The sequence below is a fragment of the Thauera butanivorans NBRC 103042 genome, from assembly GCF_001591165.1.
In the GTDB taxonomy this organism is placed as follows: domain Bacteria; phylum Pseudomonadota; class Gammaproteobacteria; order Burkholderiales; family Rhodocyclaceae; genus Thauera; species Thauera butanivorans.
This window is the reverse complement of sequence record NZ_BCUG01000003.1, coordinates 43773-69521: the sequence shown is the minus strand read 5'-3', so window position 1 is coordinate 69521 and position 25749 is coordinate 43773. Positions and strand designations below refer to the sequence as shown.

The following is a 25749-nucleotide window of genomic DNA, read 5'->3' as shown; positions in this document are numbered from 1 at the left end:
CGCGATGGCCGACATTGCGGTGGTGTTCCACTGGGCACCGGGCGACATGGACGGCCTGTCACTCACAGACTTGATGGCGTGGCGCGAGCGCGCCCGCATCCGCAACAGCCCGGACGAAAAATGACCCCCGAACCATTCAGCAGCACGAAGCTGATCCCCCCGATCGTCGGATTCTTCGGCGCCGTGATCATGCTGAGCTACATGCACGAGGTGCCGACCAGCCAGTGGGCCACGGCGCTGCTGTTCGGCGTGCTGGGGGCCTACTTTGGCCCGCCGGTGATCGTGGCGTGGCTGCTGCATACCGGCATTGCCTGGCTGCCTACGGACGGCAGCGTGGAGGGGCTGCTGGGGCTGGCGGTGGGCTTGCTGAGCATTCATTTCGTGGGTGCGATCGCGGTACTGGGCCGGCGCTTCTCGCGCGATCCCACCGGGTTCATCAAGCGCCGCGGAGGCAGCGAATGATCATTCCGATGCTGATGCTGTTGATCTTTGTCACGAGCCTGGTGGCCCTGTATTTCACGCTGTGCGCGGTGACGCACATGGGCCGCTGCACGCGTGGGCGGATTCGCTGGGCGTACATCGCCAAGGCGGGCGGGCAGTTCGTGCTGCTGGCGTCGGTGGCGGACTACCTGCTTGGCGACCCCTACGCCTGGCCGTGGCTGATGCTGGTCGGCGTGGCGCTGTCGAACGCTGGTACGGCGGGCATCCACATGCTGAACCGCCGGCAGTGCAAGTGCCCCGAATGCCCGGTGCGGCAGCTCGCGGCCGCTGAAAGATGAACGCGCGCGACCTGCGCCTGCAGGTCATTCTGAACGCGATCGACCGGGCATCCGGGCCGCTGAAGGCGATCACCGCCGGCGGCAAGGGCATGAGTGCGGCAGTGAAGGCGGCACGCGACAGCTTGCGGGCGCTGGAAGCGCAGGGCCGGCAGATCGACAGCTTCCGCAAGGTGTCGCGCGACGTTGCCGTGACCGGCAACACGCTGGAGCTGGCGCGCGGCAAAGTGGCGGCGCTGGCGCGGGAGATGAAGGCGACGGATGCGCCCAGCAAGGCGCTGACGCGAAACTTCGAGGCCGCACGGCGCGAGGCGCACCAGTTGCGCGAGCGGCACCAGGCGCTGACGGTGCAGCAGCAGCGCTTACGCACCGAACTGCAGGCGGCCGGCGTGCCGTTGAAGGGGCTGGCCCAGCATCAGGCGGAACTCCGCACCCGCACCACGGCGGCGACCGATGCCCTGGCGCGGCAGACCGCGGCGCTGCGAGCCCAGGCCGAGCACACGGGGCGGCTCAACGCGGCACGCGAGCGGTACGACCGCACGCTTGACGCGCGGAACCGCATTGCGGGGGCCGGGGCGGCGGCGCTGGGGGCGGGCGGTGGTGTGCTGTACGGTGCCGCGCGCTTCGTCCAACCTGGTATCGAGTTCGACAAGACAATGAGCAAGGTGCAGGCCCTTGCCCGGTTGGATAAAGACAGCGAGCAGATGAGGGTCTTGCGCGAGCAGGCGCGGCACTTGGGCGCGGTGACGATGTTCAGCGCCACCGATGCGGCGCAGGGGCAGGCTTTCCTTGCAATGGCTGGATTCACGCCCGAGGCCATCCGCGCGGCTATGCCGGGGCTGCTGGATGCTGCGCTGGCAGGGGATACCGATCTTGGGCGCACGGCGGATATTGCGTCGAACATCCTTAGCCAGTTCAACATCGACCCCGGCCGTATGGGCGAGGTGAGCGATGTGCTGGTAGCGGCGTTCACTCAGTCGAACACCACGCTCGAAATGCTCGGCGAAACCATGAAATATGCGGGTACGGTGGCCGAAGGGCTGAGCTACGACCTCGAAACAACCGCCGCCATGGCCGGCATCCTGGGCGGTGCTGGCCTGCAGGGGGGAATGGCCGGCACCTCGCTGCGGGCCATCATGTCCCGCCTGGCCGCGCCGCCCAAGATGGCCCGCGAAGCCTTGGAGGATTTGGGCATACAGGCCGCAGACAGCGCGGGCAACATGCGCCCGGTTGCCGATGTGCTGGCGGAGATTCATCAGAAAACCCTGAACCTGGGCAACGCGCAGCGGTCCGGCTACCTTAAGGCAATTGCGGGTGAAGAGGCGTCGGCCGGCTTGAACTACCTTGTGGGCAAGGCGGGCGGTGGCGAGTTGCAGACATTCATCCAGACGCTGCGCGACAGTGCTGGGGAGGCCTCCAAGGTTGCCAAGAAAATGGCTGATAACCTGACTGGCGATCTGGATGAGCTGTCTTCCGGCTGGGAAGATTTGCAAATCACGCTGTTCGAAACCAACAATGGCGCGATGCGCGACACAGTCAAGTGGATCACCGAAATCGTCGGCCAGGTGGGCGCGTGGGCGGCGGCAAACCCCGGGCTGGTGTCTGCGCTGTCCAAGATCGCAATCGGTACTGCGTTCGTTGTTGCTGCCTTCGGGGGGCTTGCGCTGGCGCTAGCGGCGGTGATCGGGCCGTTTGCTGTCATGCGATATGGCATGGCGCTGTTCGGCATCCAGGGCGCGAGGCTCGGCGGGGCGTTGTGGTCCCTCGCGCGGGGGGCGCTGCCGGCATTGGCAACCGGCCTGCGCATTGTGCTGGGCTTGCTGATCGCGAACCCCATCGGCGCGACGATCGCAGCGCTGGCACTGGGCGCGTACCTGGTCTGGCGCAACTGGGACACGGTGGCGGCCACCTTTGGCCGGATCTGGTCGGAGATTCGCGCGGCGTTCGCGGGCGGCTTGGGTGCCGTGGGGGCGCTGATCATCAACTGGAGCCCGGTGGGGCTGTTCTATGGCGCGATGGCGGGTGTGTTGAGCTATTTCGGCATCGAGCTGCCGGGCAAGTTCACAGAGTTCGGCGGCATGCTGATCGATGGCCTGGTGCGCGGCATCACGGGCACGCTGGGCCGCGCCCGAGACGCGATCACCGGCGCGGGCGATAGCGTTGTCGGGTGGTTCAAGGAAAAGCTGGGCATCCGCTCACCATCGCGTGTCTTCGCCGAACTCGGCGGCTTCACCATGCAGGGCCTGGCGCAGGGCCTGCAGCGCACCGCTGGCGCGCCGCTGGATGTGCTCACACGAGCCGCGCGCGCCCTTACCGTGGCTGCCGGTACCGGCATGGCCGGGGTGGGCGTGGCGATGGCCGGCGGCGCAGACATCCCGATCGACAGCCGCCCGCCGCTGGCTGCCCGCGCTGCCGGTGGCGGCCAGGTCAGTAGCCATTACGAGATCCACATCCACGCCGCGCCCGGCATGGACCCGCAGCAGGTCGCGCGGGCGGTGGCGGCCGAGCTGGACCGCCGCGACCGTGACGCAGCCGCACGGCGCCGCTCGCGGCTGGCCGATGATGAGTAAATCATGCTGATGAGCTTCGGGATGTTCGTGTTCGAGCTGGCCAGCCTGCCGTTTCAGTCGATGGAACAGGCCATGGGATGGCGGCATGCAGCGAGCAGCCGCGTAGGGGTGCGGCCGGCACGCCAGTTCCTCGGGCCGGACGATGAAACGGTCACGCTTTCCGGTGTACTGGCTCCGGAGATCACAGGCGGCGAGCCCAGCATCACCGAACTGCGCGAGATGGCCGACGCTGGTACAGCGGCACCGCTGATCGATGGCAACGGGCGGGTGTATGGCCACTTCGTCATCACTTCGCTCAATCTCACACGCACCCTGTTCTTCAAGGACGGAAGCGCTCGGCGCATCGAATTCCGCATCGGGTTTGCGCGCGTCGATGAGCACGCCGGGATGCTGTCGTCAGAGCCCTGAGAATGTCCCAGGCCCATCACCACCCCAGCCCCGATTATCTGGTCACGCTGGACGGCCGCGACATCACGCCGCTGATGCAGCCGCGGCTGATCGAGCTGACGATCACAGACAACCCCGGATTCGAGGCCGATCAACTGGACATCGTTCTGGATGATTCTGACGGCGCGCTGGCGATGCCAGCCCGTGGCGTGGTTGTGAACGTAGCCATCGGCTGGCGCGGTGACGCCCTGATCGACAAGGGCACCTACAACGTCGACGAAGTGGAGCACAGCGGCGCCCCCGATCGCCTGACCATCCGCGCGCGAAGCGCGGACCTGCGGGGCAGGTTCCACGACAAGCGGAACCAGAGCTGGCACGGCACGATGCTGGGGGCAGTCATCAGCAGTATCGCCGCTCGTAACAACCTCGTGCCCGTGATCGCCCAGGCCCTCGCTGACCGCGCGATCGCACATCTTGATCAGACCGATGAATCGGACGCAAACATGCTCACGCGCTTGGCCCGGATGCACGACAGCATCGCGACGGTCAAGGATCGCCGCTTGCTGCTGATGCCCAACGGCGCCGGCACCACGGCCGGCGGCACGCCGCTACAGCCGGTCACGATCACCCGCAGCAGTGGCGACCAGCATCGTTTCGCCGCAGCCGACCGCGATGCATACACCGGCGTGCTCGCATACTGGCACAACACCCGCACCGGCCAGCGCGAATCATTCCTCGCCGGGTCGGAAAATGCCCCCGCAGGCGACGACACCACCGAACCCGGCGCCGGCAGCGTCAAGACGCTGCGCCACACCTACGCCAGCCTACGCAACGCACGCGAGGCTGCGGAGGCCGAATGGAAGCGCCTACAGCGTGCCGTCGCTGAATTCAGCCTCACACTCGCCATCGGCCAGCCCGAGCTGATCCCAGAACTGCCCACGCACGTCGTCGGCTTCAGGCCCGAGATCGACAGCGCCGACTGGATCATCAAGCGCCTCACCCACCGTCTCACCCCCGACAGCCTCACCACCGCCGCAGAGTTCCAGATCCGCACCTCGGACTGATCCCGGCCCCGTCCTCCCGCATCGCCCGCTCTGCTGGCCGCCCCCACGCGGCCCGCGTGCGCCCGCCCGTCGCCCCCCGACCGCCGCGCACCATCATGGTGCGCCAGCCCAGCCCAGCCCAGCCACAGCCCCACGTCCCGAACCCCCAGCGCGCGGGCTCGTCCCCCCGCCACGCCTGGGCGCTTCGGGTAGAGGAAATGACGCGGCGCCGCACAAGAGCAAACCCATGGCCGCCAAGGGCTGAGAAAGCGGGCGACGTGCTTTGTGTGCGGTGCGGAATGATTCAAGGCCTGGGCGTGGCCGCAGTGTGGAGCCAAGCCCCGGCAGCGGTGATGCTCAAGGTACTTTTTAGGGAAGGGGGGCCAAGAATAGTAACCTCAGTAATCGACCCCCGGAAACGCTGTGCAAGCTACTGATTTAAAACGACTTTAAAGATTACAAAAAAAGGTAATTTGAAGTAACCAAAAAGGTAATCTTTTTCTAAGTCATTGATTTTTATAGGTCGTGAAAGCCAGAAAAATTACACTGGAAAAGAGTAATCAGATTACCTTTTGATTACTAAAAAATTACCTTTTTGCATTTGTCGTATCGCCAGCATTGGCGCGGCTTCTAGGGCCGTTTCGCAGATCAGGTTACTGAAGTTACTATTCTTTGCCCCCCCTCCCGACTTGAGAACCTACGCGGGCGCGCGTCATGGCGCGCACACGCATCACGAGTGATGCGCAGCGGCCGCGACGCTGCCGAGGTTGTAGGCATCCGTGTAGGCATCTGGGCAGGAGGTGGGGCTATATGGCAGATTTTGCGGGGGCCGTGCCTCCCTCCGTCTCCGCCAGAAAAGCACATAACCCGCTGAAACTCAGCGGGTTTTTGCTTTTACGGTGTCAACTTCCCGTTTTCCGGGCGAAAGAATGCGTCCCTGCGGCGCGCAGCCCGTCAGCACACCGAATCCGGGTGGTCCACGATCTGCTGGTAGACGTATGCCTTGAGCAACATTGCATCATGCGGATCGAGACCGGTGAACTTCAGGCCGTAGTTGTGGATGCCGGTGCCGTTTGTTTCCACGTGGTGGCTGACGATCACGCTGTCGGCTTCCAGCTCGACACGGTTGCCGTGCACCATCAGTGCCGTGCTCAGGCGTGCCGGCAGTTCGGGATCGAGCGGGTGTGCCATCGAAACCAGTGCGCCGAGGGCGCTGAGGTTCTCGATCCGCACGCGGATCGGTTCTGCCCGGTCTGGGGAACCTGGGTGCAGATCGGCATCGAGTTCGGTCTTCACGCGCTGGGATCGGCGCACGGGCCGGCCGAAGACGGTGTCCGGAAAAGACAGATGGACGTAGTCGAAAGGCAGCCGGCTCACGCGTATCACGGATGCCCGGAAGGCGTAGGCATTGGTTCCGGAGAAGCCCCGGATGAGCACGTTGTCATTTTCGATCAGTTCCAGCCGGCGCCCGCCGACGGTCGGCGCGGTGACGACGATCGACCGGTCCTTCAGGTAACCCACGAGCTTGACGTAGGTTTTCTGCGATTTCAGCGGCATTCCGCAGTCGAGCTGCAGCGAATCTCCGATCAGCGGGCGCATGTCGATGAGGCTGCTGCGATCGGCATGAGCGCCAGCCCGGGATGCCTGGCCTCGCGCCGCCTTTTCGGCTGCGTCGGGGATGTCGGGAGAAGCCGCTACGGTGTTCATGGTGGATCCTGCGTGGGTTTCACACGATTGTACGGTGTCCACGAATGCCTGGCACATTGGGTGCTGCGCTTGTTTTTGCGCCCGGGCTGCTGCACGCTTCGCGTCCATGATTCTTCCGTTCCAGAACCTGACTTGTCCGCTGGACGCCGCGCCGCTGCGGCGCGACGGCGCAGCCTGGCGCTGCCCCGCGGGACATGGCTTCGACATCGCCCGCGAAGGCTACGTCAACCTGCTGCCGGTGCAGAACAAGCGCTCGCGCGACCCCGGCGACAGCAAGGAAATGGTCGCGGCGCGCAGGCGCTTCCTCAACGCCGGCCATTACCAGCCGCTTGCCGACGAGGTGAGCCGCAGGGTGCTGGCCGGCTTGCCGCCGAGAGGGGAGGCGAGCTGTCTCGACGCCGGCTGCGGCGAAGGCTACTACCTGCGCCGGCTCGGGGCGTCGGCCGTGGCCCGCCATCTTGCCCTGGCCGGGGTGGATATTTCCAAGTGGGCGGTGCAGGCGGCGGCCAGGCAGCAGCGTGAAGCGACCTGGCTGGTGGGCAGCAATGCCAGGCTGCCGGTGGCGGACGCTACGCTCGACTGCGTGCTGTGCATGTTCGGCTTTCCGGTGTATGCGGAGTTCGCCCGGGTGCTCAAGCCTGGCGGCCTGCTGCTGCAGGTCGATGCCGGCCCGGACCATCTGCGCCAGCTGCGCGAGATCATCTATCCGGCGCTGAAGCCCGAGCGCAAGGGCGAGCCCCGCGTGCCGGCAGGATTCGGCATGGGCGCCCACGACAGCCTGCGTTTCACGCTGGAACTGGAAGGTGCCGAGGCGATCGCCGATTTGCTGCTGATGACGCCCCACCTGTTCCGCACTACGCCCGACGGGCGGGCGAGGGCCGCGGCATTGACGGCGCTGTCCCTGACCGTGGATGCCAGGTTGCTGGTGCTGGTGCGCGACGGACGGTCCGTCGCATCCGGTTCCGCCGGGTGACGGCCGGGACGCTTCGTGCATGAATGCACACGAGCGTGGAGATCGGCCTGCGCGGCGCTTGCCGGCTGTGCTAAAAAGAGCCGCTACTCCCGTCCGTTTCCGTTGTGAGCGATGAACGCCATGAACAAGGCAGACCACCCCGTCGTATTCGGTACCGAAGACCTGCTGCTGGGCCTGTGCAATTCCGTGACCTCGGTGCTCGGCAAGGCCACCCAGGGCGACATCCGCTTTTCCGGCATGGTGCAGAAGATCACCAAGACCTGCCTCAAACCCGACATCGGCTGCTTCGTACTGTTCGACGGCGGCTTCTCCGGGCTGGTGGTGATGAACTTTTCGGCACAGGCGGCGATGGAGATCTACGAGCGCTACATGCTCAGCATGGGCATGGCCAGATCCGAGCTGGCGGTGTCCTATACCTCGGACGAAGTCAGCAACGTCATGGGCGAGCTGATGAACCAGATCGTCGGCAACTTCACCGGCAAGGTCGGGCGCGAACTGCAGATCGACATCACGCAGAACCAGCCCAAGATGCTGGTGCTCAACAAGCAGGTCATCCTCAGCGTCGATACCAAGCTGGACCAGCCCGAAGCGCGGCGGGTGACTTTCTATACTGCTCGGAACAACGTCTTCTATCTGGAACTGGCCGTCGACCACACCGAGTTCATCAAGCTCGTCGATTTCGAGCCGAACGAGGCGCCCGATCCGGACGAACTGCTGGAGCAGAATCGGCGGCTGCCGGAGCCGACTGCACCGGCGGCCGGCACCGACGACCACGATGCGCTGCTGAAGTCGCTGGGCATGTGATTGCACCGGCGCTTTACTGAACTTGGAGGATTCGGTGCCGGGCAAGCGCGAATTGGACCAGCGTCCATAGCAGGAAAACCGCCCAGGCCAGCATCACCCATGGCGAGAGTGGCGTGTTCGGATAGGCCAGCAGCCACCACTGGCTGAACGTGCGCAGCCATGCCAAGCCGGGCTTCCGTCCATGCCAGGCCAGCCAGGCCGAGCAGGCATTCCAGCAGACTGCTCTTGCCTGCACCGTTGCGGCCGACCAGGCCGAGGATGCTGCCGGGCTCGACGGCCAGCGACACGCCATCCAGGATGCGGCACTGCCGCAGCCCTTATCGCGTATCGCGGCGGCCGATACTGCGGCACACTGCGGATCTTTCTGCAAAGGAGCATTTCCGCATGAGCAAGGTCCTGATCATCAATGGCCCGAACCTGAACCTGCTCGGTACGCGCGAGCCGCACATCTACGGTTTGACGACACTGGCCGACGTCGAGAGCAGTCTGCGCACGCAGGCGGCGGAACTGGGGCTGGAGCTCGATTGCTTTCAGAGCAACCACGAAGGCGCGATCGTCGACCGCATCCACCAGGCGCGGCTCGAAGGCGTGGATTTCGTCATCGTCAACCCGGGTGCCTACACGCATACTAGCGTGGCGATCCGCGACGCCTTCGGCGGCGTCGCGATTCCCTTCGTGGAACTACATGTTTCCAACGTGCACAAGCGCGAAGCCTTCCGCCACCATTCCTATCTGTCGGACATCGCCGAGGCGGTGATGGCGGGCTTCGGCACGCTGGGCTACAACCTTGCGCTGCAGTTCGTTGCCAGCAAGCTGCGTTGAGCTGTCCGAGCTTCATACGCGCCTGCAATCATGAATGTCCGTTTATGACGGGGCAGTCGAGGTGCAGCTGCTTGCCGGTCTGCCCGTTTTCGGCAGCTACCCGGCCGACGATCCCGAGCGGGCGCTGGTCATGCTCGAAAGCGTGATGCCCATCGAGGTGCGCCGCCCGCTGCCGTGGTGGATCAGCATCGAGCCGAAGAAACACGCGGTTGCTGAACGGTGAGTTCTTCCGGCTGTTTCGGCTGGACTCAGAATGCCGAGCCTGCATCGGCTCAGGATGGCCCCTTGGCGCGACGAATGCGGAGGGCGCCAGGCAGGGGAGCTGAGGTCATAAGGCTCGTGCAGAAGTTGGCCGCCGTGGCCAACTGCTCTGCGAGCCGGGTTTCCGGTCGGCGAGGCTGCTTGACGCAAGTCAATGCCGTGAATGCATATCCCGACAAAAATCATCGGGTATTGCATTCGCCGCCTGCCGCAGGAGGCCAGTCATGGCCAAGAAGTTTCCCCTCCATCCCAAGCACCCCGAGCGCATCTGCTGGGGCTGCGACAAGTACTGTTCGGTCGATGACCTCGGCTGCGGCAATGGCTCGGGGCGTACCATGCACCCGGCCGAAGTACTGGGCGAGGACTGGTATCTGTATGGCGACTGGGACATCGAACCCGACGAGAACGACAAGAACGTGCGCCAGCACAAGGGTTGATGAGCGTCGCCCGCAGCGGGGAAAGCGATCCCGCTGCTGCGGCTTGGTTTTGCCTTTCCCTGTTCTCAGCCAAGCGTGGCGGAAAACTTCATTCCGGCTCGCCGATCTCCAGCGCGATGCCGCCGACGCCTTCGATGTGGCCGCTGAGGCGGTCGCCCGGCCGCACTGCGCCGACGCCTTCGGGCGTGCCGGTGTAGAGCAGGTCGCCCGGCTGCAGGTGGTAGAAACAGGACAGATCGGCGATCAGTTCGCGGATGTTCCAGATCAGCATCGACAGGTCGCCCGACTGGCGGGTCTCGCCGTTGACCTGCAGCGTGATCGCGCCCTGGTCGAGCATGCCGAGGCCGGCGGCGGGGACGATCTCGCCGCAGACCGCGCCGCGCTCGAAGTTCTTGCCCAGATCCCAGGGACGGCCCTGGCCCTGGCAGAGCTTCTGCAGGTCGCGGCGCGTCATGTCGAGGCCGGCGGCGTAGCCGTAGACCAGCCGGTCGGCATCGGCGGCGGAAGCCTTGAAACCTTCGGCGCCGATGGCGACGACCAGTTCGATTTCGTGGTGATAGTTGCCGGTGCCGGGCGGATAGGGCACGCGCGCAGGCTTCCCGGCGCTCGTCTCGACCAGGCTGCCGGCATCCTTGATGAAGTAGAAGGGCCGCATCGTTGTTTTGTCGATCGGCGTGCCCATCTCGATGGCGTGGCCCTGGTAGTTGCGGCCGACGCAGAAGATGCGCCGGACCGGCAGGCGCGCAGTGGTGCCGCGTATCGGCAGCGAGGGGACAGGGGCGGGGGGCCACAGGTAGTCGGCTTGGTTCATCGGTATTTTGCTCGCGATGTTGGATGGGGCTGGAAGCGGGCAAGCATGCCGCCAATCCGCCATGCCCGTCCAGCGCTGGTATGCCGTCAGTGCTTCGCCAATGGATTCAGGTGGCCCTGTGTGCGCCGAACAGGGAGAATCCGTCCCCGGTGAAGAATCGACTCGTACTCGGCGGGCTGCGGCCTGCCGCGCGGGAGCGCGTGTGAGGAACTGGATGAAGGCAGGTGTGCAGCAGGAGCGGGTGGCGACGCACTGGATGGCGGTCGCGGCGGCGCTGCTGTGCGGCGTGGCGGTGGCCAGCAACGTCGGCAAGGTGTCGATCATGATTTCGGCCTTGCGCGAGGATCTGGGCCTGAGCCTGTTGCAGGCCGGCTGGCTGTCGTCGGCGATCAACGTGTTCGCGGTGTGCGCCGCGGTGGTGTTCGGTTTCTCGGCCGACCGGATCGGCGGGCTGCGGCTGTGCCTGACGGGCGTTGGCCTGAGCCTGGCGGGCGGCGCGGCCAGCCTGCTGGCGACGAGCTTCCCGCTGCTGCTGGCGGGGCGGGTGATCGAAGGGGCGGGCTACATGGCGGTGGCGGTGTCGGCGCCGATCCTGCTGTCGGCAGCGAGCCGGCTGGAGGATCGGCGCTTCGTGCTGGGCGTGTGGGGAACCTACATGCCGGGCGGCATCGGCCTGGTGATGATCGCTGCGCCCTTGCTGCAGGGGCTGGGCGGCTGGCGGGTGATCTGGGGCTTTGCCATCGTGCTACTGCTGGCGGGCGGGGTGTCGGCATGGCTGCAGCGGCGGCATTACCGCTTCGCCGAAGCACCGACCGAGGACCAGGAAGAACGCGCCCTGGCGGTGGCGCGGGAGGTCATGCGCCAGCCGCTGGCATGGACCCTGGGACTGCTGTTCGCGACCTGGGCGCTGCAGCATTTCACCCTGATCGTGTGGCTGCCGACCTTCCTGCGCGAGCAGCGCGGACTGGACATGCACTGGGTCGCCGCGCTGTCCTGCATCATGGTGCTGGCCAACGTGCCGGGCAACGTCATCGGCGGCACGCTGCTGCGGCGCGGCGTGGCGCGCGGCAAGCTGCTGGTGCTGGGCAGCAGCCTGAGCGGCCTGTTCATGTACGCCGCCTTTTCGCCGGCCTTGCCGGATGCCGTGCGCTATCTGGCTTGTGTGGCGGTGTCCCTGGCCGGCGGCCTGATTCCGTCGTCCATTCTGTCGGCCTCGACCGTCATCGCCCGGACCTCGCGCCAGATCGGCACTTTCCAGGGGCTGAGCCTGCAGATTTCCAACCTCGGGCAACTGCTCGGTCCGCCGCTGATCGCGGCCCTGGTCGCCAGCCGCGGAAGCTGGGAAGCCGCAGTGACGCTGCCCGTCGGCGCAGCCATGCTGGGCGTGCTGCTGGGCGCGGCCGCGTGGCGGCTGGAAAAGGCGTATGGCGCGGGGCGCTGATCACAGCCCGCCGCGCTCGCGCGCGGCGCGTTCGCGATCGGTGTTGAAGATGTAGCGCTGGAGGGTGTTCTCGATCTTGTGCGGCAGGTCGACGAAGGCAAAGCCCACGCGCAGCATCTGCGAGCCGCTGCGCTGCTCCTGGCGATCGAGATAGCAGACGCGCAGCTGGACGACGATCGGGTCGAGGTTTGGCAGTTGCAGCCGACAGTCCTGCAACTGTTCGCCGATGACGAGTCGTGCGGCATCCGGCGGCAGTTGCAGCGCGATGCCGCCGACGCTGATGTCGAGCAGCCGCCCCGCCAGCGTGGCCGGGGTGCCGGCAGCGCTCTTGACGCCGATCTGGCCGGTGGCGGCGTGGCTCAGGGGCACGCTCAGGCGGTAGGCGGCGCGGCGCTGCAGGCGCAGCATTTCGCGCGGCACCGGCGCAAGGAACAGACTTCGCCCGTCTTCCCGGCCTTCCCGCAGGTCGTGCAGCGCGAACTGGATGCGGATGTGTTCGAACTGGGTGACGCAGACGAGCTTGGGCGCGGCCAGGATGCGGCGGTTGGCTTCCGGGTCCGGACTGGCGTCCAGCACCAGGGTTTCCTCGTCGTCCGAGATTTCGAGCAGGGCCGTCAGGAAAGAGCGGCCATTGCCGAAATGCCCGCTGATCAGGGCGCGATGCTCGATCAGCTCCTGCAGCAGCTGCAGCACCTGCCGGCGGCTGCCGAGGATGAACTGTTCGATCGCGTCGCGGCGATCCATGTCGATCGGGGTGGGCGTGTTGTCGGCGTCGGGAGAAGTCATGGCGTGAGGATCAGCCCAGGGCGCGCTGGCGTGCACTGCGCTGGCGCTCGGTCTTCAGGATGTAGCGTTGTATGGCTTCGTCCGCACCCGGCGGCATGTCCGAGAGCTCGCAACCCGCACGCAGCATGCCGATGCCGTTGCGGGTGGTCAGGCGGAACAGGTTGCGTACCGTCAGGCGCGCGTGGATCGGCGGGCTGTCGGGAAGCTTGATCCGGCAACCGGCAAACTCGTCGCCCGGCGCGAAGGATGCATCGTTCGGCGGTACGGCGATGGCGATGCCGCCGCCGCTGATGTCGATGATGCGCCATGCGATTTCGCCGGCGCCGGGCAGCGGCACGCTGCATGTCAGCGCGTGGGTGGCCGGTGCCTGAAGGCGGTAGAACTCCCTGCGCTGCAGGCGCAGCAGTTCGGCCGGCAAGGCTGCGCGGAAAGCGGCGCCGCTGCGCCAGGTCTGCAGCATCGGCCGTTCGAGCACGAACTGGATGCGGACCTTGTCGAGCTGGGTGACGCAGTCGATCTGAGTGGTCCGGCCGAGGCGGGCATTGATGCTTTCGTCGGGGCTGCCGTCCAGCACGAGTACCGAGTCGCCCTCGTCGATCTGCAGCAGTGCGGTCAGAAAGGAGTCGTCGCCCGGCATGCCGCGCGCCCTCACCAGTTCGCGTGCATCGAGCAGCCGGCGGAGCACGGCCGCGATCTCGCGCCGATCCTTCAGCAGGTATTTCGACGGGTCGTCGGCCTGCAGCAGCTCGACGCGGGTCAACTCGTGTTCGATCGTCATGCCGTGGTGGGAAGCTTGGTTTGCCGATGCTGTTCGTCGTTGCTTATAGCACGACTCATCGTGGCCGGCGTAGCCTACTCCGGCGTGCCGGCCGGCGCCGGCCGCAGCGACTCGGGCAGGTCGTGCGCCACCGGCGCGGGCCCCGTGCCGCCTTGCTCCACGCTGTACAGCCAGGCCAGCAGTTCGGCCACGGCGACGTAGAGCTGGGGCGGAATCCGCGTGTCGAGGTCGACCTGCATCAGCAGGCTGACGAGCTCGGGCGATTCATGCACGTAGATGCCGGCTTCGCGTGCCCGTTCGAGAATTTCCCGTGCCAGCACGCCCTTGCCCTTGGCCACCACGCGTGGCGCCGTCTCGCCGGCCGTGTAGGCCAGCGCGACGGCTTCGCTGCGCTGGGGCCTGGATTCAGTCATCGCGGCGCTCCACCACCAGGCCGGTCAGCTTCAGGCCGGCCGCTTCGAGCGATTCGGCCAGTCTGGCGGCGCCGGCGTCCAGCGCGACGATGCTGGCGTCGTCGTCCGAGCGCAGGCGCAGCGCGACGCCGGCCGGCGTCAATTGCATGTGCGCTTCGATGCTGCCCAGGCGCGGCAGGCTCAGGCGCAGCGTGGTGTTCCAGTCCTGCGCCGTCGTGTCGTCTTCGCCATCGTCCCGTTCGGGGTCGTCGATGATCCATTCCATCTGCTGTCCCGGCCAGGCCTGGCCCTGCCACACGTACTGGTGGGTGGCGAGCGCTTCCAGCTGCTGATGGACCACGGGCAGCAGGCGTTCGGGAAGCGGCGCGCTGGTGCTGCTGCGGACCGGCGCGGCGTCGTCGGCGATGGCGCGCAGGGCCGCGTTCGTGCGCTCGCTGCCGTCCACCGCGCTGGCTTGCCCACCGCCGGTGGCTGCGGTGTGCGCCGCGGCGGCCTGGGGCGCGGCGGAGCCGGTGCCGGCGGGGCGCCCGCCTGCCGCCGGGTGGCCGGCCTGCTGGACTTGCGCCTGCGGTTCGCGCATCAGGCTGGCGCTGTCGCGCGTGCCCATCACCCATTCGGCCTGGTGCGATTCGTAGAACAGGCCGCTCTGGCCCAGCGCCTGGCGCAGCAGCGGCACCAGCGGCGCGCCGCTGGTGGGCGGGGCGGTGAGCAGGGGCTGGTTGCCGGCAAGATTTGCCGGTGACGGCGAAGGTTGGCCGGTGAGCAGGAAGCTGATCAGCCGGCCGGTCTGGCTCAGTGCGGGCTGGGCCGAGGCATTGGCACTGGCGGCATCGTTGCCGACGACGCGGGCGAACACCGCCTGCTGCGTCACGCGCGAGGTTTCGAGCTCGAGGGTGTCGCCGGGCTTGGCCGAGGTGTTCAGCGCCAGCGTCATTTCCTTGCCGGCGACCACGGCGCGGAACGAGCCGTCGGGCAGGGTGCGCAGCAGCGTGGCGAAGAAGCGCTGGCCTTGCTGCAGCTCCGGCAGCAAGGCCTGGATTTCGCGCGCGCGCTGCAGGCCGGCAACCGGCGGGCTGGTATTGAAGAAACTGGCCTCGGTGAGTGTTCTCAGCCGGGCGGCGAGGTCAGCGGGGATCATCGCGGTTCCCTCCTTGCCCGGGAGAGTCTACCCCAGGGTCGGGCGCGTCAGATGTTGCCGTACGTATCGCGCACGTTGCGCCTGCGTATCGTGCCGGACAGCAGCTTGCGGGTGCTTTCCAGGAAGGGTTCGGCATGGCAGCGGACGTCGGCGTCGAGCTCCAGCATGCGCTGGATCATCGCTGCCATCTCCTGCTGTGCGGCATCCGGCAGCCGGGCGGTGTCGGCGGGAGCGGCCGCGGCCGCCTTGCGCAGTGCGGAACTTGCCGCTTCCAGTTCGGCGAGCCGGCTCCAATCGTTGCGTACCGCGGCCTCGGCCATGGCTTCGTACAGGGCGAGCAGTTCGCGGCAGCTTTTCGGCGTCAGCATGTCGGGCTCCCGTTCAGGCCGCTGCCTGGTCGGCGATGCCGGCCCAGGCTTCGCGCAGGCTGGCGAGCAGGCCGACGACTTCGTTCAGCGCCGCTTCGCTGCTGTGCAGGTTGGCATACAGCAGGCGCTCGCTCATGTACTCGTACAGCGCATGCAGGCGTCCGGCCAGTTCGCCGCCGGCATTCATGTCCAGGCTGACCTTGAGGCCGTTGTCGATGATGTTGATGGCCTTGGAAATCGACTGGCCCTTGGTTGGGATGTCCTTGTTGCGGACGGCGACCAGCGCGGTGCGCAGCGCCAGCAGGGCGCCGTCGTACAGCATCAGGATGAGCTTGTGCGGGCTGGCCGCTTCGACGCTGGTTTCGGTGCCGACGCGGGCGTAGGCCGAGGCGCGGTTGGCGTAGGAGGTGCCGAACATGGTGCTCCGTCTCCTCAGTTGCCGATCTTGGGCAGGTTGGCCAGTTGCTGGGCCAGGTAGCTGCTGGTCTGCGACATGCCGGCGAGCAGGGTGTCGAGGCGCGAGAATTCGAGGCGGTAGCGTTCTTCCATGCTGACGATGCGCTCGTCGATGCGGTTGTACTGTTCTTCCAGGGCCTTGATGTTGTCGTCGATACCCTTGGTGCGGGTGGCGATCAGGCCGTTATTGCTGTCCAGCAGGCCGGTGAGGCGCTCGCTGAAAGTGGCGGCAAAGCCTTTCGCGCCGTCCTTGCCGGCAAAAAATGCCGTCATGTCCTTGTCCGGGTTCGACAGCGCGGCCTCGAACTTGGAACTGTCGAGCGACAGCTTGCCGTCCACCGTGACCTGGCCGGTTTCCTTGTTGGTCGTGGCACCGGAGCTGATGCCCAGTTCCGCCAGCGAATGTACGCCCCCCAGTCCGCCCAGCGCGTCGTTGAGGGCGTTGCGCAACGTGGACTGGATGTTGCGCACGGTGGAGTCGCCGGTCAGCGTCGAGCCCTGGCGGGTGGTGGCGTCATAGGTGGTCAGCGACTTCAGGGTGTCGGTGACTTCGTTGTAGGCCTTGATGAAGGCGTCGATCGCATTGCGCGCCGCTTCGTTGTCGGTGGCGAGCGCCAGCGTGCCCTTCAGGCTGGCCACGTCGGCCTCGGGTTCGTCGTTAAGCGTGAGCGTGACGCCTTCCAGCACGTCGTCGATTGTGTTCTTGCCGCGCGAAATCTCGATGCCGTCCACCTTCAGGCGGGCGTCCTGTGCCGCCTGCACCGAATGCATGCCGTTGCCGGTGGAGCCGGTGCCCGGGTCGTAGCTCAGCCCTTCCAGGCCGTCGGTGCCGGTGAGCTTGAAGGCCATGTTCGCGCCGGTGGCCGGGCCGTTGATGGCTGCGCCGGTGAGCACCAACTGGTCGGCCTTGCCGTTGTTGACGATGGTGGCCTTGATGCCGAGCGAGGCGTTCTGGTTGATGGCGTCGCGTAGTTCGGCCAGCGTGCCGCCCTCGAACTCGAACGCAGCCATCCGTTCCGCGTCGGCTTCGAAGTTGCCGCTTTCGTTGACGGTGCCGAACTGGACGCTCAGCCTGCCGGCGGCCGGCACGAAGCTGGTGGCGGCGTCGGTGGAGACGCGCTGCTCCTTGGCGAGCTGGAACACTTCGATGGAATGATTGCCGGTCGAGGTGCCCGCCTTGGCGGTGGCGGTGAAGCCCTTGCCGCTGACCGTGGCCTTGACCCCGCCGAACACGTCGTTCTTGCCCAGCGCATCCACTGCCGTCTGCAGGCTGCTCAAGGCGCCCTTGATCTGGCCGAAGGCCGAGAGCTTGGCGGTCTGCGCGGCCTGCTTGGTGACCAGCGGCTGCTGGGTCGTCGTGCGTTCGGCGGTGATCAACTGGCTGACGATGGATGTGATGTCGAGGACGGAACCCCCGGACGTGATCGCGGCCATGATGCGTTCTCCTTCTGTGTCGCTCAGGCCTGCTGCTTGATCAGCAGCCCTTGCAGTTTGTCCATCGCCTTGGCGATGGCGACGATTTCCTCGGATGGGATCTGGCGGATGACCTCGTCGGTGGATGCATCCACAACTTTGACGATGGTACGGCCAATATCCTGGTCGATGGAGAATCGCAAGTTCTGTGCCACGGGAGAAATGGCGGTACGCATTTCTTCCACGGCCTGCGCGATCTGCTGCGCATCGGGCTGCTGCACGGCTGCCGTCGTGACCGCGGGCGTGCCGGCGGCCGGCATGCCGGTTGCGACTGCCTCGGGACTGGGCGCCGCCGCCTGCGGCGCAGACTGCGTGGCCTGCGACAGGATGCGCGTCGTTTGCGGAATGGCGTTGCCGATCGACTCGATGTTCACGATTCACCTCCTTGATGGGCGAACGGCGCGAGACTCTTGCGAGCCCCGCGCCGGGTGATGCTACACCGTCAGACTGCGGCTATCAGCGGAGCAGCGACAGCACGTTGTTGGGCAGGGCGTTGGCCTGCGACAGCATCGCCGTGCCGGCCTGCTGCAGGATTTGCGCACGGGTCAGGTTGGCCGTCTCGGAAGCGAAGTCGGTATCGCGGATGCGGCTGCGGGAGGCCGACATGTTTTCCGAGGTGGTCTGCAGGTTGGCGATCGTGGTCTCGAAGCGCGACTGCAGGGCGCCGTACTTGGCACGCTGGCTATTGACCGCCGCCAGCGCGGAGTCGACCAGGGCCAGGCTGCGTTGGGCCGAATCCACCGAACTGACGTCCAGATCGGCCACCTTCTGCAGTTGCCCTGATGCTGCCGTGGCGCTGAAGAAGTCGCTGGTGTTGGCCGCTTCGATGCTGAAGGTGCGCTCCGAATCCAGCACCAGCTGGCCGGTCGCGACGGCGGTCGCGCCTGCGGCAGTGGCTGTGCCGCCGACGGTTGCTGCTGCCGAGCCGCTTGCGGCGTTGGCGACGGTGATGTTCTCGCCGTTGGCATTGAGCAGGGTGATGCCGTTGCCGCCGTCATTGACGCGGGCAGTCACGCCGGTCTTGGCCGACACGTCGTTGAAGGCATTGACCGCAGCGGCCAGGCCGTCCTGGTCGATCGCGCTGCCGACCGTGAAGGACACGGTGACGGCAGTGGCGTTGTCCGACGTCAGGTCGAACTTGTACGAGGTGTTGGCAGTCATGGCCGTGACGTCGATCTCGGTCTTGGCGGATGCCTTGACGCCGGTCTTGCCGGTTTCGGCGTTGATCTGCTCGGCGGCCTTCTTGGCCGAGGCGCCGGCGGCAATGGTGACGGTAGACGCACCGGTGGCGCCGTTGATCGTGACGGCTCCGCCCGCCACGCGGCTGGTGGCCGCGGCGTTCGAGGCGATCGCGTTGGCCGTGCTGCCGGCGGTCAGGTCGCCCTTGGCGCCGGCGTCGGTGGCAACCTTGGAACCGACACGGTAGTTGCCGTACTGGCTGGTGCTGAAGTTGGCCGAGGTGGCGGTGATGCTCTGGCCGGCGTTGGCGCCGACCTGGAACACGGCCGAGGTGAAGGAACCGTCGAGCAGCTTCTGGCCGTTGAATTCGGTGGTCTTGGCGATGCGGTCGAGTTCAGCGGTCAGTTCGTTGACTTCGGCGTTGAGCGCCTGGCGGTCGGAGGCCGAGTTGGTGGCGTTGGACGACTGCACGGCGAGCTGGCGGATGCGCTGCAGCACGTTGCCGGCGGATTCGAGCGCGCTTTCGGCGGTCTGCGCGAGCGAGATACCGTCGTTGGCGTTGCGGCGCGCCTGATCCAGGCCCTTGATCTGGGACGTGAAGCGCTCGGAAATGGCGAGGCCGGCGGCATCGTCCTTGGCGCTGTTGATGCGCAGGCCGGAAGACAGGCGTTGCAGGGAAGTGGCCAGCGAACTGCCGGAACCGTTCAGGTGACGTTGGGCATTCAGCGACTGAACGTTGGTGTTGATGACTTGCGACATGATTGTTCTCCGTCAGAGAAGTATCAAAAAAGGTCCGGCGGTGTCGTGGTGAAAGCCGGTCAGTTCCAGGAGCCAGTCCGATAAACCGTTTTCCTGTGCTCTTGGCTCCATTAACGGCGGCAAGGTGCCGGACTTTAGGGTTTTCCTGCCTGGGGGCGGCAATCGTTGCCGCTGGTCGCTTGCCGTCGGGATAAGCCATGCCGGGGCGCGTGTGGAGCACGGTAAGATGCGGCACCTTTCAAGCGTGGGCACTGCCTTGCCATGACCGGACACAGTTCTCTTTCGGCATCGGACCAAAGGATCTTGAGCGAAGCCGCCGCGCATTTCGCCGCCGGCCGCCATGCACAGGCGGCGGAACTTGCCCGTGGGCTGTGCCTGCGGCATGAGGGTGCCGGCCCTGCGCACAAACTGCTCGGCAGCGCCCTGCACCTGCTGGGCGAACATGGCGAGGCCGTGCGGGTGCTGCGCCGCGCCGTGGAACTGCTGCCCGAGGACGGACAGGCCTGGAGCAACCTCGGCAACGCGCTGGCCGCGTCGGACGAACAGCTGGATTCGATTGCCGCGCACCGCCGGGCGGTGGCGCTGCTGCCGGATGCGGCCACGCCGCGCTACAACCTGGCGTGCGCGCTGCTGGAGCAGGGCGAGCGCATCGAGGCGCTGGAGCAGTTCTGGCTGGCCTACGAGCGCGCGCCGCAGGATGCCGGGCTGGCGGGGCTGTGCCGCGAACTGTTGCTCGAACTGGGCGATGCCGGGCTGAAGCAGGCGTTCTGCCGCCTGAACCTGAAGCATCTGCCGCAGGACGCGGGCGCGCTGGCGATGCTGGGCGCGTTGCTGGTCGACGATCCGGCCGGTGACAAGGCCGAAGCCGAGCACCTGCTGCGCGCCGCGCTTGCGCAGGCGCCGGAGGATGCGCCGAGCTGGTCGAACCTGTGCGTGCTGCTGCGGGAGCAGGCGCGGCTGGCGGAAGCCATCGAGGCCGGCCGGCGCGCGGCGGTGCTGGCACCGGAATGGGCGCTGGCATTCAGCAACCTGGGCGCTGTGCTGCGCGATGCCGGTGCCTGGGGGGAGGCGAAGCAGTGTTTCATGCAGGCGCTGACCAAGGATGGTGAATGCGTGGATGCCTGGTACAACCTGGGCTGCGTGTGCGTCGATCTCGGTGAGCACGAGGAGGCGCGGGCGGCGTTCGTCGGGGCGGTGTCGCGCGCGCCCCGCCCCGCCTGGCTGCTGCAGGGCGCGCATGCCTGCCGGCAGGTGGCGGACTGGGATGGCGCAGAGTTGATGGAAGCTGAACTGGCGCGTCAGATGGCGGATGGCGGCCTGTCCCTCGCCAGCGGCCATTGTCCGTCGCCGTTTGCCTGGCTGAGCACACCGGGGGCCACGGCCGAGGCGCAGTTGCGCGTGGCGCGCAATTTTGCTGCGCAGTTCGAGGGGAGCGCCCCGCTGCCGGAGCGTGCGGCGCGGGACGGCGAAAGGTCCGCGCTGCGGATCGGCCTGTTGTCGGCGGATTTCCGCGACCACGCCACCGCGCACCTGATGGCTGGCATGCTGGAGGCGCTGGACCCGGCGCGCTTCCACCTGATCGCCTACGATTACGGTCCACCCGTGCGCGAAGGCGATGCCTATCGGCAGCGGCTGCGGGCGGTGATTCCCGAGTGGGTGTCGGTGGCACCGATGTCCGATCTGGAGGCCGCGCAACGCATGCGCGCCGACGGCGTGGACATCGCCATCGACCTCAAGGGCTGGACGCAGGGCTATCGCGCCGGCATCCTCGCCCACCGCCCGGCGCCGGTACAGATGCAGTGGCTGGGCTTTCCCGGCAGCATGGGGGCGCCGTGGCTGGACTACATCATCGCCGATGCGGTGGTGATTCCATCCGGCGCCGAAACCGGCTACAGCGAGCAGGTGCTGCGCCTGCCGGGCTGCTACCAGCCCAACGACCGGCGGCGCGAGATCGGCGAAACACCCGCGCGCGTGGCACTGGGCCTGCCGGACGACGCGGTGGTGCTGGCGGCCTTCCACCAGTATTACAAGATCACCCGCGACACGTTCGCGCTGTGGCTGCGCGTATTGCTGCAATGCCCGCAGGCGGTGCTGTGGCTGCTCGACGGGCCGGCCAGCGCGAAGGCCGTCTTCATCCGCGAGGCGGCCGCGGCGGGTATCGATCCGGCCCGGCTGGTGTGGGCGCCGCGCGTACCCGCGGCCGAGCACCTGGGGCGCCTGGGGCAGGCCGATCTGGCGCTTGATGCCTTTCCGGTGAATGCGCACACCACCGCCAGCGATGCCTTGTGGGCGGGCGTGCCGCAGGTGGCGCTGTGCGGCGACAGTTTCGTGTCGCGGGTATCGGCCAGCATCGTCGGCGCGGCGGGGCTGCCGCAACTGGTGGCGCGGGATGCAGCCGGATACGAGGCGCTGGTGCTGGATCTGGTCGGGGATGGCCGGCGCCGCGCCGCGCTGCGCGCGCAGTTGCGCGGAACACGGGAGCAGGTGCCGCTGTTCGACGCGCAGGCTTTCGCCCGCCATTTCGGCATGGGGCTGGAATTGGCCTGGGCACGCCACCGGCAGGGGCTGCCGGCGGCGCACATCGATGTGACGGGCTGAGCAAGAGCCAGGCCTGCCGGCGGGCTAGCGCGTCCACGCGGCGAGCCATTCGGCGCGTCGGGCATCGATCATCCAGTTGGCGCGTACCGCTTCGCGCAAGGCCGTGCCGAGGGTTTCCCGTTCCTCGCGGTCGGCGAGCAGGCGGCGCAGGGCGCTGAGCCATTGCTGGGGCGTATTGGCCACCCGGACGACAGGCAGGCCGCCCTGGTAGGGCAGGATGTTGCTGCATACCACCGGGTAGCCCAGCGCGCCGTATTCCAGCAGCTTCAGGTTGCTCTTGGCCTCGTTGAAGGCGTTGGCGGCCAGCGGGGCGACGGCGACGTCCAGGCGCAGGCCGGCCAGCGCGGCGGGATAGTCCTTGACCGCGACCGGCGGATGCACTTCGCGCAGCAGAGATTTCAGCGCCGGCGGGCAGAAGCCCATGAAGACCCAATCCACTTGCGTGGCGGTGGCGCGGATGACTTCTTCCAGCAGCGTCAGATCGCCGCCGTGGCTGGCGCTGCCGGCCCAGCCGACACGCAGGCGCGGGCTGTCGTTGGGCTGTGCGCGCAATGGCCCCCACACCGCGTCGTCGAGCAGATTGGGGGCGACCACCGTTTCCGCCGCATGGCGGCCGTAGGCGGCGGCGAGCGGTTCGGTGGACACCACCAGGCGGTCGCACAGGCCGATGGCCCGGGTCACGCGCGCCTCGATGTCCGCCGGGAAGCCCTTGCCGAGCTCGTTGTCGCGCGAAATGCGCCCAAGCAGATCATCCAGTTCGTAGATCAACAGGCCCTGCCGGTGGCGCCGGTAGGCGTTCAGCCATTCCAGCGCCATGTCGGTGTGGACCCGCTGGGTGACTACGGTGTCGGCAGCCAGCGCGGCGAGATTCCAGGGACCGAGGAAGCGCGTGCCGGCGTTGCCCTGGATCAGCCCCGCGCGGGCGAGCGCGCGCATGGGGGCCAGGATGCGCATTTCGCCGCAGCCGGTGAGATCGGCCGGGTGTGCGTAGATGCGCGGGCGCGGATGCCAGGGCAGCGGATCGTGGGCGAGCGCGAGATCGAACTGCAGACGCGGACGCGTGCCGCTATGGCTGAGTTGGCGATTGGCGTAGGGGTCGGCAGGCATTTCGCGCAGCCAGTCGTCGAGCAGGGGCGCGTCGGCGGCCGTGGGCGGGGCGAACGGCCGGGGCGCGACGGTGCCGGGGGCGGCCAGCGTGGCGTGCGGCGTCCAGACGTGGCGCAGCCCGCGCTTGTGCAGGCGCAGGCACAAGTCGGTTGCCGTATGGGTTTCCGGATAGCGTTCGGTGCGGAAGCCGCCCGCTTCGAGGAAAACCGTGCGCGCCACCATCAGGCAGCGCCCGGACACCGCCACGCAGTTCTGCTCCAGGTGAAGTTCTCCGCCGTTGCCGGTGTAGTTGGCCGAGATGCCCAGATAGGGGCTGCCGGCGATGCCGCCCTGGCCGAGCCGGACGAGGCCTTCGCACAGGCTGCCGTCGGGAGCGACGATGCGTCCGCCGACGGCACCGATGCCTGGGCGCCGCGCGTGGCCCGCGAGCGCCTGCAGCCAGCCGTCGTCGAGTGGCATCAGTCCGCAATCGAGCAACAGCAGCAGCGGTGCCGTGGCGGCTTCGGCGAGCGGGTTGAAGACTGCAGAAGGACGGGCGTCTGCCACGTCGAGGATGCGGATGTTGGGTGAATCCAGGCCGGCGAGCTGGGCGAGGCAGTCGCGCACGGAGGGTGGGGCATCCGCCGTGCGGGGCAGCAGGATAGATGCCGGGAAGCCATCGGCACGTGCCAGCACGCCCTGGACGGTGCGCAGGATGTCCTCGGCTGAGGCTGGTTTGCCGAGCAGCACCGCGACGGCTGGTGTGGGGCCGGCATGTTCGTAATTCACATGGCAGGCATCGTCGATCAAGGCGTGCTTCAGCGTGGCGGCCTGGCCGAGGCGGGCGAGGTGCAGGGTGAGCAGGTCGGCGCGGAAGGCGAGCGGAATGGCTTCCTGTTCATCCGGGTGGCTGAGCGCGATGCGCGGCAGGTGGTGGGGCGTGATGGGAGATTCGAGCGCGCGCAAGACGGCGGCCAGCGCCAGCGCATCGCAGGGCGAATCACCGATGTCGCGCAGCGCATCGAGCAGGATGGCCTGGCCGGCGATCACCGCGCCGCCGATGCGCAGCGTGGAGCGCAGCCAGTCCGGGTTCATGCCGGGCGCCAGCCAGGTGCGTACCGGGCTGCCGTCCGCTGCACGGGTGTCGCCGTCGGTGAGGATCAGCGGGCAGTCCGGGTGGTCGATCACATGCTGGGCTGCGAACAGCAGCGCGTCCTCTGCCAGGATGTCGCCGCCGACGAGCACGGCATGCCGATCCGCATTGCTGGCCGAGATCAGCTCGGCCGCCGCCTGGCTGGCCTGCTCCGGCGCGAGGGTATGCCATCCCAGACGGGACGAGGCGACCTGCGGCGCCGGCCGTATCGACAGCACGTCGAGATGCCAGTGCTCATAAAGCTGGCCGGAGATGGCTTTGAGCGAGCGCGACAGGGCTTCGTCCCCGCAGCGCGTGGCGTCGAGCACGAGGTGGATGTGCGGCGGCGTGGTGCCGGCGAGGCGCTCGTCGTGCAGTTGCGCGGCGGCCTTGCCGATGCGTTGCGCGGCCAGGTGCTTGAGATAGTGCTGGCGGATGGCGAAGCCGTGGTGGCGGAGCGGATCGGTCAGCGGCGGGCGCTTCAGGTCATCCGGCGAGATGGCCTGTTCCAGCGCGCGTCGCGTGGCTTCCAGGTAGGCGTGCCCGAACTTCTGGTCGGGCTCCAGGTGGTTGCCCTCGGCCCATTCGTTCCAGGCGTTGATGAAGACCAGTTGCTGGCTCTCCGGTCGATTGCGGATGCGCTGCAGCGATTCGGCAAGCCAGTGCTCGTAGGCCTCCGGGCTGCTGTCGGCGATGATGAAGGCGTTCTTCCTGCGCCGCGCGGAGTTGTCCCAGGAGGGGGTGACGCCGGGAAAGCGCAGGTGCGCAACCTCCGGACGTTCGAGCTGGGCGTCGACCAGATCGCTGTAATCGATCACGAAATGTTCGTCCGGCAGCACGACGCTGGGATTCTCTTCGGTGATGGCCTTCCAGTCCGGCTGGAAGTCCACCGAGGCGTCGAAACCCAGCGTGTGCGGGTCGTCGCGTTCGTTGAAGAAATTCTCCACCCGGCAGATGAACAGCTCGCCCACGCCGGCCTTGCGTGCTTCGTTGCGCCAAATGGCCAGCGAGCGCTTCGGGTCGGGCAGGTGGCGGGCACGGTAGATCAGCATCAGCGGCTTGCCGTCGATGCGGATGTAGCGCGGGTCGCGGAAGAACGGGATCAGGTACCGGATGTGGGCGCGGTCGTCGTCGTCATTGTAGTGCTGGGCGATCAGCACTTCCTGTTCGGCGCCGTCCCAGCGCCGCGTCCAGTTCTCGTTGGCCCAGCATAGACAGAAAGGAAAGTCCGGCTCGCCGGAAGCGAGGATTTCCTCCACCGGGCGTTCCAGCAGGCGCTTGCCGTTGAACCAGTAATGGTAGTAGCAGAAGCCGTGGATGCCGTATTCGCGGGCGAGCTCGGCCTGGGCGGCGCGCGCCTCGGGCAGGCGCAGGTCGTAGAAGCCCAGGTCGGCCGGCAACTGCGGCTGGTGGTGGCCGGGAAAGCGCGGCGTGGCACGGGTGACGTTGGTCCACTCGGTGAAGCCCTTGCCCCACCATGCGTCGTTTTCCGGAATGGGGTGGAACTGGGGGAGGTGGAAGGCGATGAGCTTCGGAGACATGGGGAATGTG

The 25749-nt window shown here is 67.2% G+C and carries 25 protein-coding genes and 1 pseudogene; 13 read left to right on the top strand and 13 right to left on the bottom strand.

Annotated elements, in window-relative coordinates; genetic code table 11:
• The first annotated feature begins 4 nt into the window (after positions 1-4).
• Genes TBU01S_RS22850 through TBU01S_RS01590 form a run of 6 tightly spaced genes read left to right on the top strand, consistent with a single transcriptional unit; the run spans position 5 to position 4797 of the window.
• A complete protein-coding gene (locus TBU01S_RS22850; protein ID WP_083953401.1) occupies positions 5-124 on the top strand; it encodes a GpE family phage tail protein in 120 nt (39 codons plus the stop codon).
• Positions 121-462 carry a hypothetical protein gene (locus TBU01S_RS01610; RefSeq protein WP_068634894.1) on the top strand — a complete coding sequence of 114 codons (342 nt, stop codon included), beginning with the start codon at positions 121-123 and terminating at the stop codon, positions 460-462. Before TBU01S_RS22850 ends, TBU01S_RS01610 begins: the two co-directional genes overlap by 4 nt.
• Positions 459-779: a hypothetical protein gene (locus TBU01S_RS01605; protein WP_068634893.1), complete on the top strand. Its 321-nt coding sequence runs from the start codon at positions 459-461 to the stop codon at positions 777-779. The genes TBU01S_RS01610 and TBU01S_RS01605 overlap by 4 nt, the downstream gene beginning before the upstream one ends.
• Positions 776-3346, top strand: coding sequence for a phage tail tape measure protein (locus TBU01S_RS01600; protein ID WP_068634892.1), 2571 nt, complete (start codon positions 776-778; stop codon positions 3344-3346). The genes TBU01S_RS01605 and TBU01S_RS01600 overlap by 4 nt, the downstream gene beginning before the upstream one ends.
• 3 nt (positions 3347-3349) lie before the next feature.
• Positions 3350-3754, top strand: a complete 405-nt coding sequence (locus TBU01S_RS01595; protein ID WP_068634891.1) for a phage tail protein — start codon at positions 3350-3352, stop codon at positions 3752-3754.
• A 2-nt stretch (positions 3755-3756) separates the two neighbouring features.
• Positions 3757-4797, top strand: coding sequence for a phage late control D family protein (locus tag TBU01S_RS01590; protein ID WP_068634890.1), 1041 nt, complete (start codon positions 3757-3759; stop codon positions 4795-4797).
• 933 nt (positions 4798-5730) lie between these two features.
• Here the strand turns inward: TBU01S_RS01590 and TBU01S_RS23670 are convergent.
• The gene (locus tag TBU01S_RS23670; RefSeq protein WP_169802944.1) at positions 5731-6591 is read right to left on the bottom strand and encodes a flagellar brake protein; all 861 of its coding nucleotides are present in this window, start codon (positions 6589-6591) and stop codon (positions 5731-5733) included.
• Here TBU01S_RS23670 and TBU01S_RS01580 point away from each other — a divergent pair.
• Positions 6590-7456, top strand: coding sequence for a putative RNA methyltransferase (locus tag TBU01S_RS01580; protein WP_068634888.1), 867 nt, complete (start codon positions 6590-6592; stop codon positions 7454-7456). The genes TBU01S_RS23670 and TBU01S_RS01580 overlap by 2 nt on opposite strands.
• Before the next feature lie 120 nt (positions 7457-7576).
• The gene (locus TBU01S_RS01575) at positions 7577-8260 is read left to right on the top strand and encodes a DUF3334 family protein (protein WP_068634887.1); all 684 of its coding nucleotides are present in this window, start codon (positions 7577-7579) and stop codon (positions 8258-8260) included.
• Between the two features lie 206 nt (positions 8261-8466).
• On the opposite strand, the pseudogene TBU01S_RS24945 reads toward TBU01S_RS01575, so the two are convergent.
• Positions 8467-8547: pseudogene (locus tag TBU01S_RS24945) on the bottom strand (ATP-binding cassette domain-containing protein); the annotation flags it as partial.
• 97 nt (positions 8548-8644) lie between these two features.
• Here TBU01S_RS24945 and aroQ point away from each other — a divergent pair.
• The 3 genes from aroQ (at position 8645) to TBU01S_RS01560 (ending at position 9780) form a co-directional block, all read left to right on the top strand.
• Positions 8645-9082 (top strand): type II 3-dehydroquinate dehydratase, encoded by a 438-nt coding sequence (gene aroQ / locus TBU01S_RS01570; RefSeq protein ID WP_068634886.1) that lies wholly within the window; start codon positions 8645-8647, stop codon positions 9080-9082.
• Positions 9083-9116: 34 nt separating this feature from the next.
• Positions 9117-9305: a hypothetical protein gene (locus TBU01S_RS01565; RefSeq protein ID WP_068634885.1), complete on the top strand. Its 189-nt coding sequence runs from the start codon at positions 9117-9119 to the stop codon at positions 9303-9305.
• Positions 9306-9567: 262 nt separating this feature from the next.
• The gene (locus TBU01S_RS01560) at positions 9568-9780 is read left to right on the top strand and encodes a DUF3079 domain-containing protein (protein WP_068634884.1); all 213 of its coding nucleotides are present in this window, start codon (positions 9568-9570) and stop codon (positions 9778-9780) included.
• Between the two features lie 88 nt (positions 9781-9868).
• On the opposite strand, the gene TBU01S_RS01555 is transcribed toward TBU01S_RS01560, so the two are convergent.
• The gene (locus TBU01S_RS01555) at positions 9869-10591 is read right to left on the bottom strand and encodes a fumarylacetoacetate hydrolase family protein (RefSeq protein WP_068634883.1); all 723 of its coding nucleotides are present in this window, start codon (positions 10589-10591) and stop codon (positions 9869-9871) included.
• Between the two features lie 214 nt (positions 10592-10805).
• On the opposite strand from TBU01S_RS01555, the gene TBU01S_RS01550 reads away from it, so the two are divergent.
• The gene (locus TBU01S_RS01550) at positions 10806-12032 is read left to right on the top strand and encodes an MFS transporter (protein WP_068634882.1); all 1227 of its coding nucleotides are present in this window, start codon (positions 10806-10808) and stop codon (positions 12030-12032) included.
• Here the strand turns inward: TBU01S_RS01550 and TBU01S_RS01545 are convergent, their stop codons facing one another.
• From TBU01S_RS01545 to TBU01S_RS01505, 9 genes are all read right to left on the bottom strand, one after another.
• A complete protein-coding gene (locus TBU01S_RS01545) occupies positions 12033-12818 on the bottom strand; it encodes a flagellar brake protein (protein ID WP_068634881.1) in 786 nt (261 codons plus the stop codon).
• A gap of 10 nt (positions 12819-12828) precedes the next feature.
• On the bottom strand, positions 12829-13596 hold the full coding sequence (locus TBU01S_RS01540; RefSeq protein WP_068634880.1) for a flagellar brake protein: 768 nt from the start codon (positions 13594-13596) through the stop codon (positions 12829-12831).
• 74 nt (positions 13597-13670) lie between these two features.
• Complete coding sequence (locus TBU01S_RS01535; protein WP_068634879.1) at positions 13671-14009, bottom strand: EscU/YscU/HrcU family type III secretion system export apparatus switch protein; 339 nt, start codon at positions 14007-14009, stop codon at positions 13671-13673.
• A complete protein-coding gene (gene fliK / locus TBU01S_RS01530) occupies positions 14002-15147 on the bottom strand; it encodes a flagellar hook-length control protein FliK (RefSeq protein WP_068634878.1) in 1146 nt (381 codons plus the stop codon). Before fliK ends, TBU01S_RS01535 begins: the two co-directional genes overlap by 8 nt.
• Before the next feature lie 47 nt (positions 15148-15194).
• Positions 15195-15515: a flagellar protein FliT gene (locus TBU01S_RS01525; RefSeq protein ID WP_068634877.1), complete on the bottom strand. Its 321-nt coding sequence runs from the start codon at positions 15513-15515 to the stop codon at positions 15195-15197.
• A 13-nt stretch (positions 15516-15528) separates the two neighbouring features.
• Positions 15529-15933, bottom strand: coding sequence for a flagellar export chaperone FliS (fliS, locus tag TBU01S_RS01520; protein WP_068634876.1), 405 nt, complete (start codon positions 15931-15933; stop codon positions 15529-15531).
• Between the two features lie 14 nt (positions 15934-15947).
• The gene (fliD, locus tag TBU01S_RS01515; RefSeq protein ID WP_068634875.1) at positions 15948-17405 is read right to left on the bottom strand and encodes a flagellar filament capping protein FliD; all 1458 of its coding nucleotides are present in this window, start codon (positions 17403-17405) and stop codon (positions 15948-15950) included.
• Positions 17406-17428: 23 nt separating this feature from the next.
• Complete coding sequence (locus tag TBU01S_RS01510; RefSeq protein ID WP_068634874.1) at positions 17429-17818, bottom strand: flagellar protein FlaG; 390 nt, start codon at positions 17816-17818, stop codon at positions 17429-17431.
• 82 nt (positions 17819-17900) lie between these two features.
• Entirely contained in the window at positions 17901-19382 is a 1482-nt protein-coding gene (locus tag TBU01S_RS01505) for a flagellin N-terminal helical domain-containing protein (protein WP_068634873.1), read from the bottom strand.
• A 303-nt stretch (positions 19383-19685) separates the two neighbouring features.
• Between TBU01S_RS01505 and TBU01S_RS01500 the strand changes: the two genes are divergently transcribed.
• Entirely contained in the window at positions 19686-21980 is a 2295-nt protein-coding gene (locus TBU01S_RS01500) for a tetratricopeptide repeat protein (protein WP_068634872.1), read from the top strand.
• A 24-nt stretch (positions 21981-22004) separates the two neighbouring features.
• On the opposite strand, the gene TBU01S_RS22835 is transcribed toward TBU01S_RS01500, so the two are convergent.
• Positions 22005-25739, bottom strand: a complete 3735-nt coding sequence (locus tag TBU01S_RS22835; protein ID WP_083953400.1) for a glycoside hydrolase family 99-like domain-containing protein — start codon at positions 25737-25739, stop codon at positions 22005-22007.
• Positions 25740-25749 lie beyond the last annotated feature (10 nt).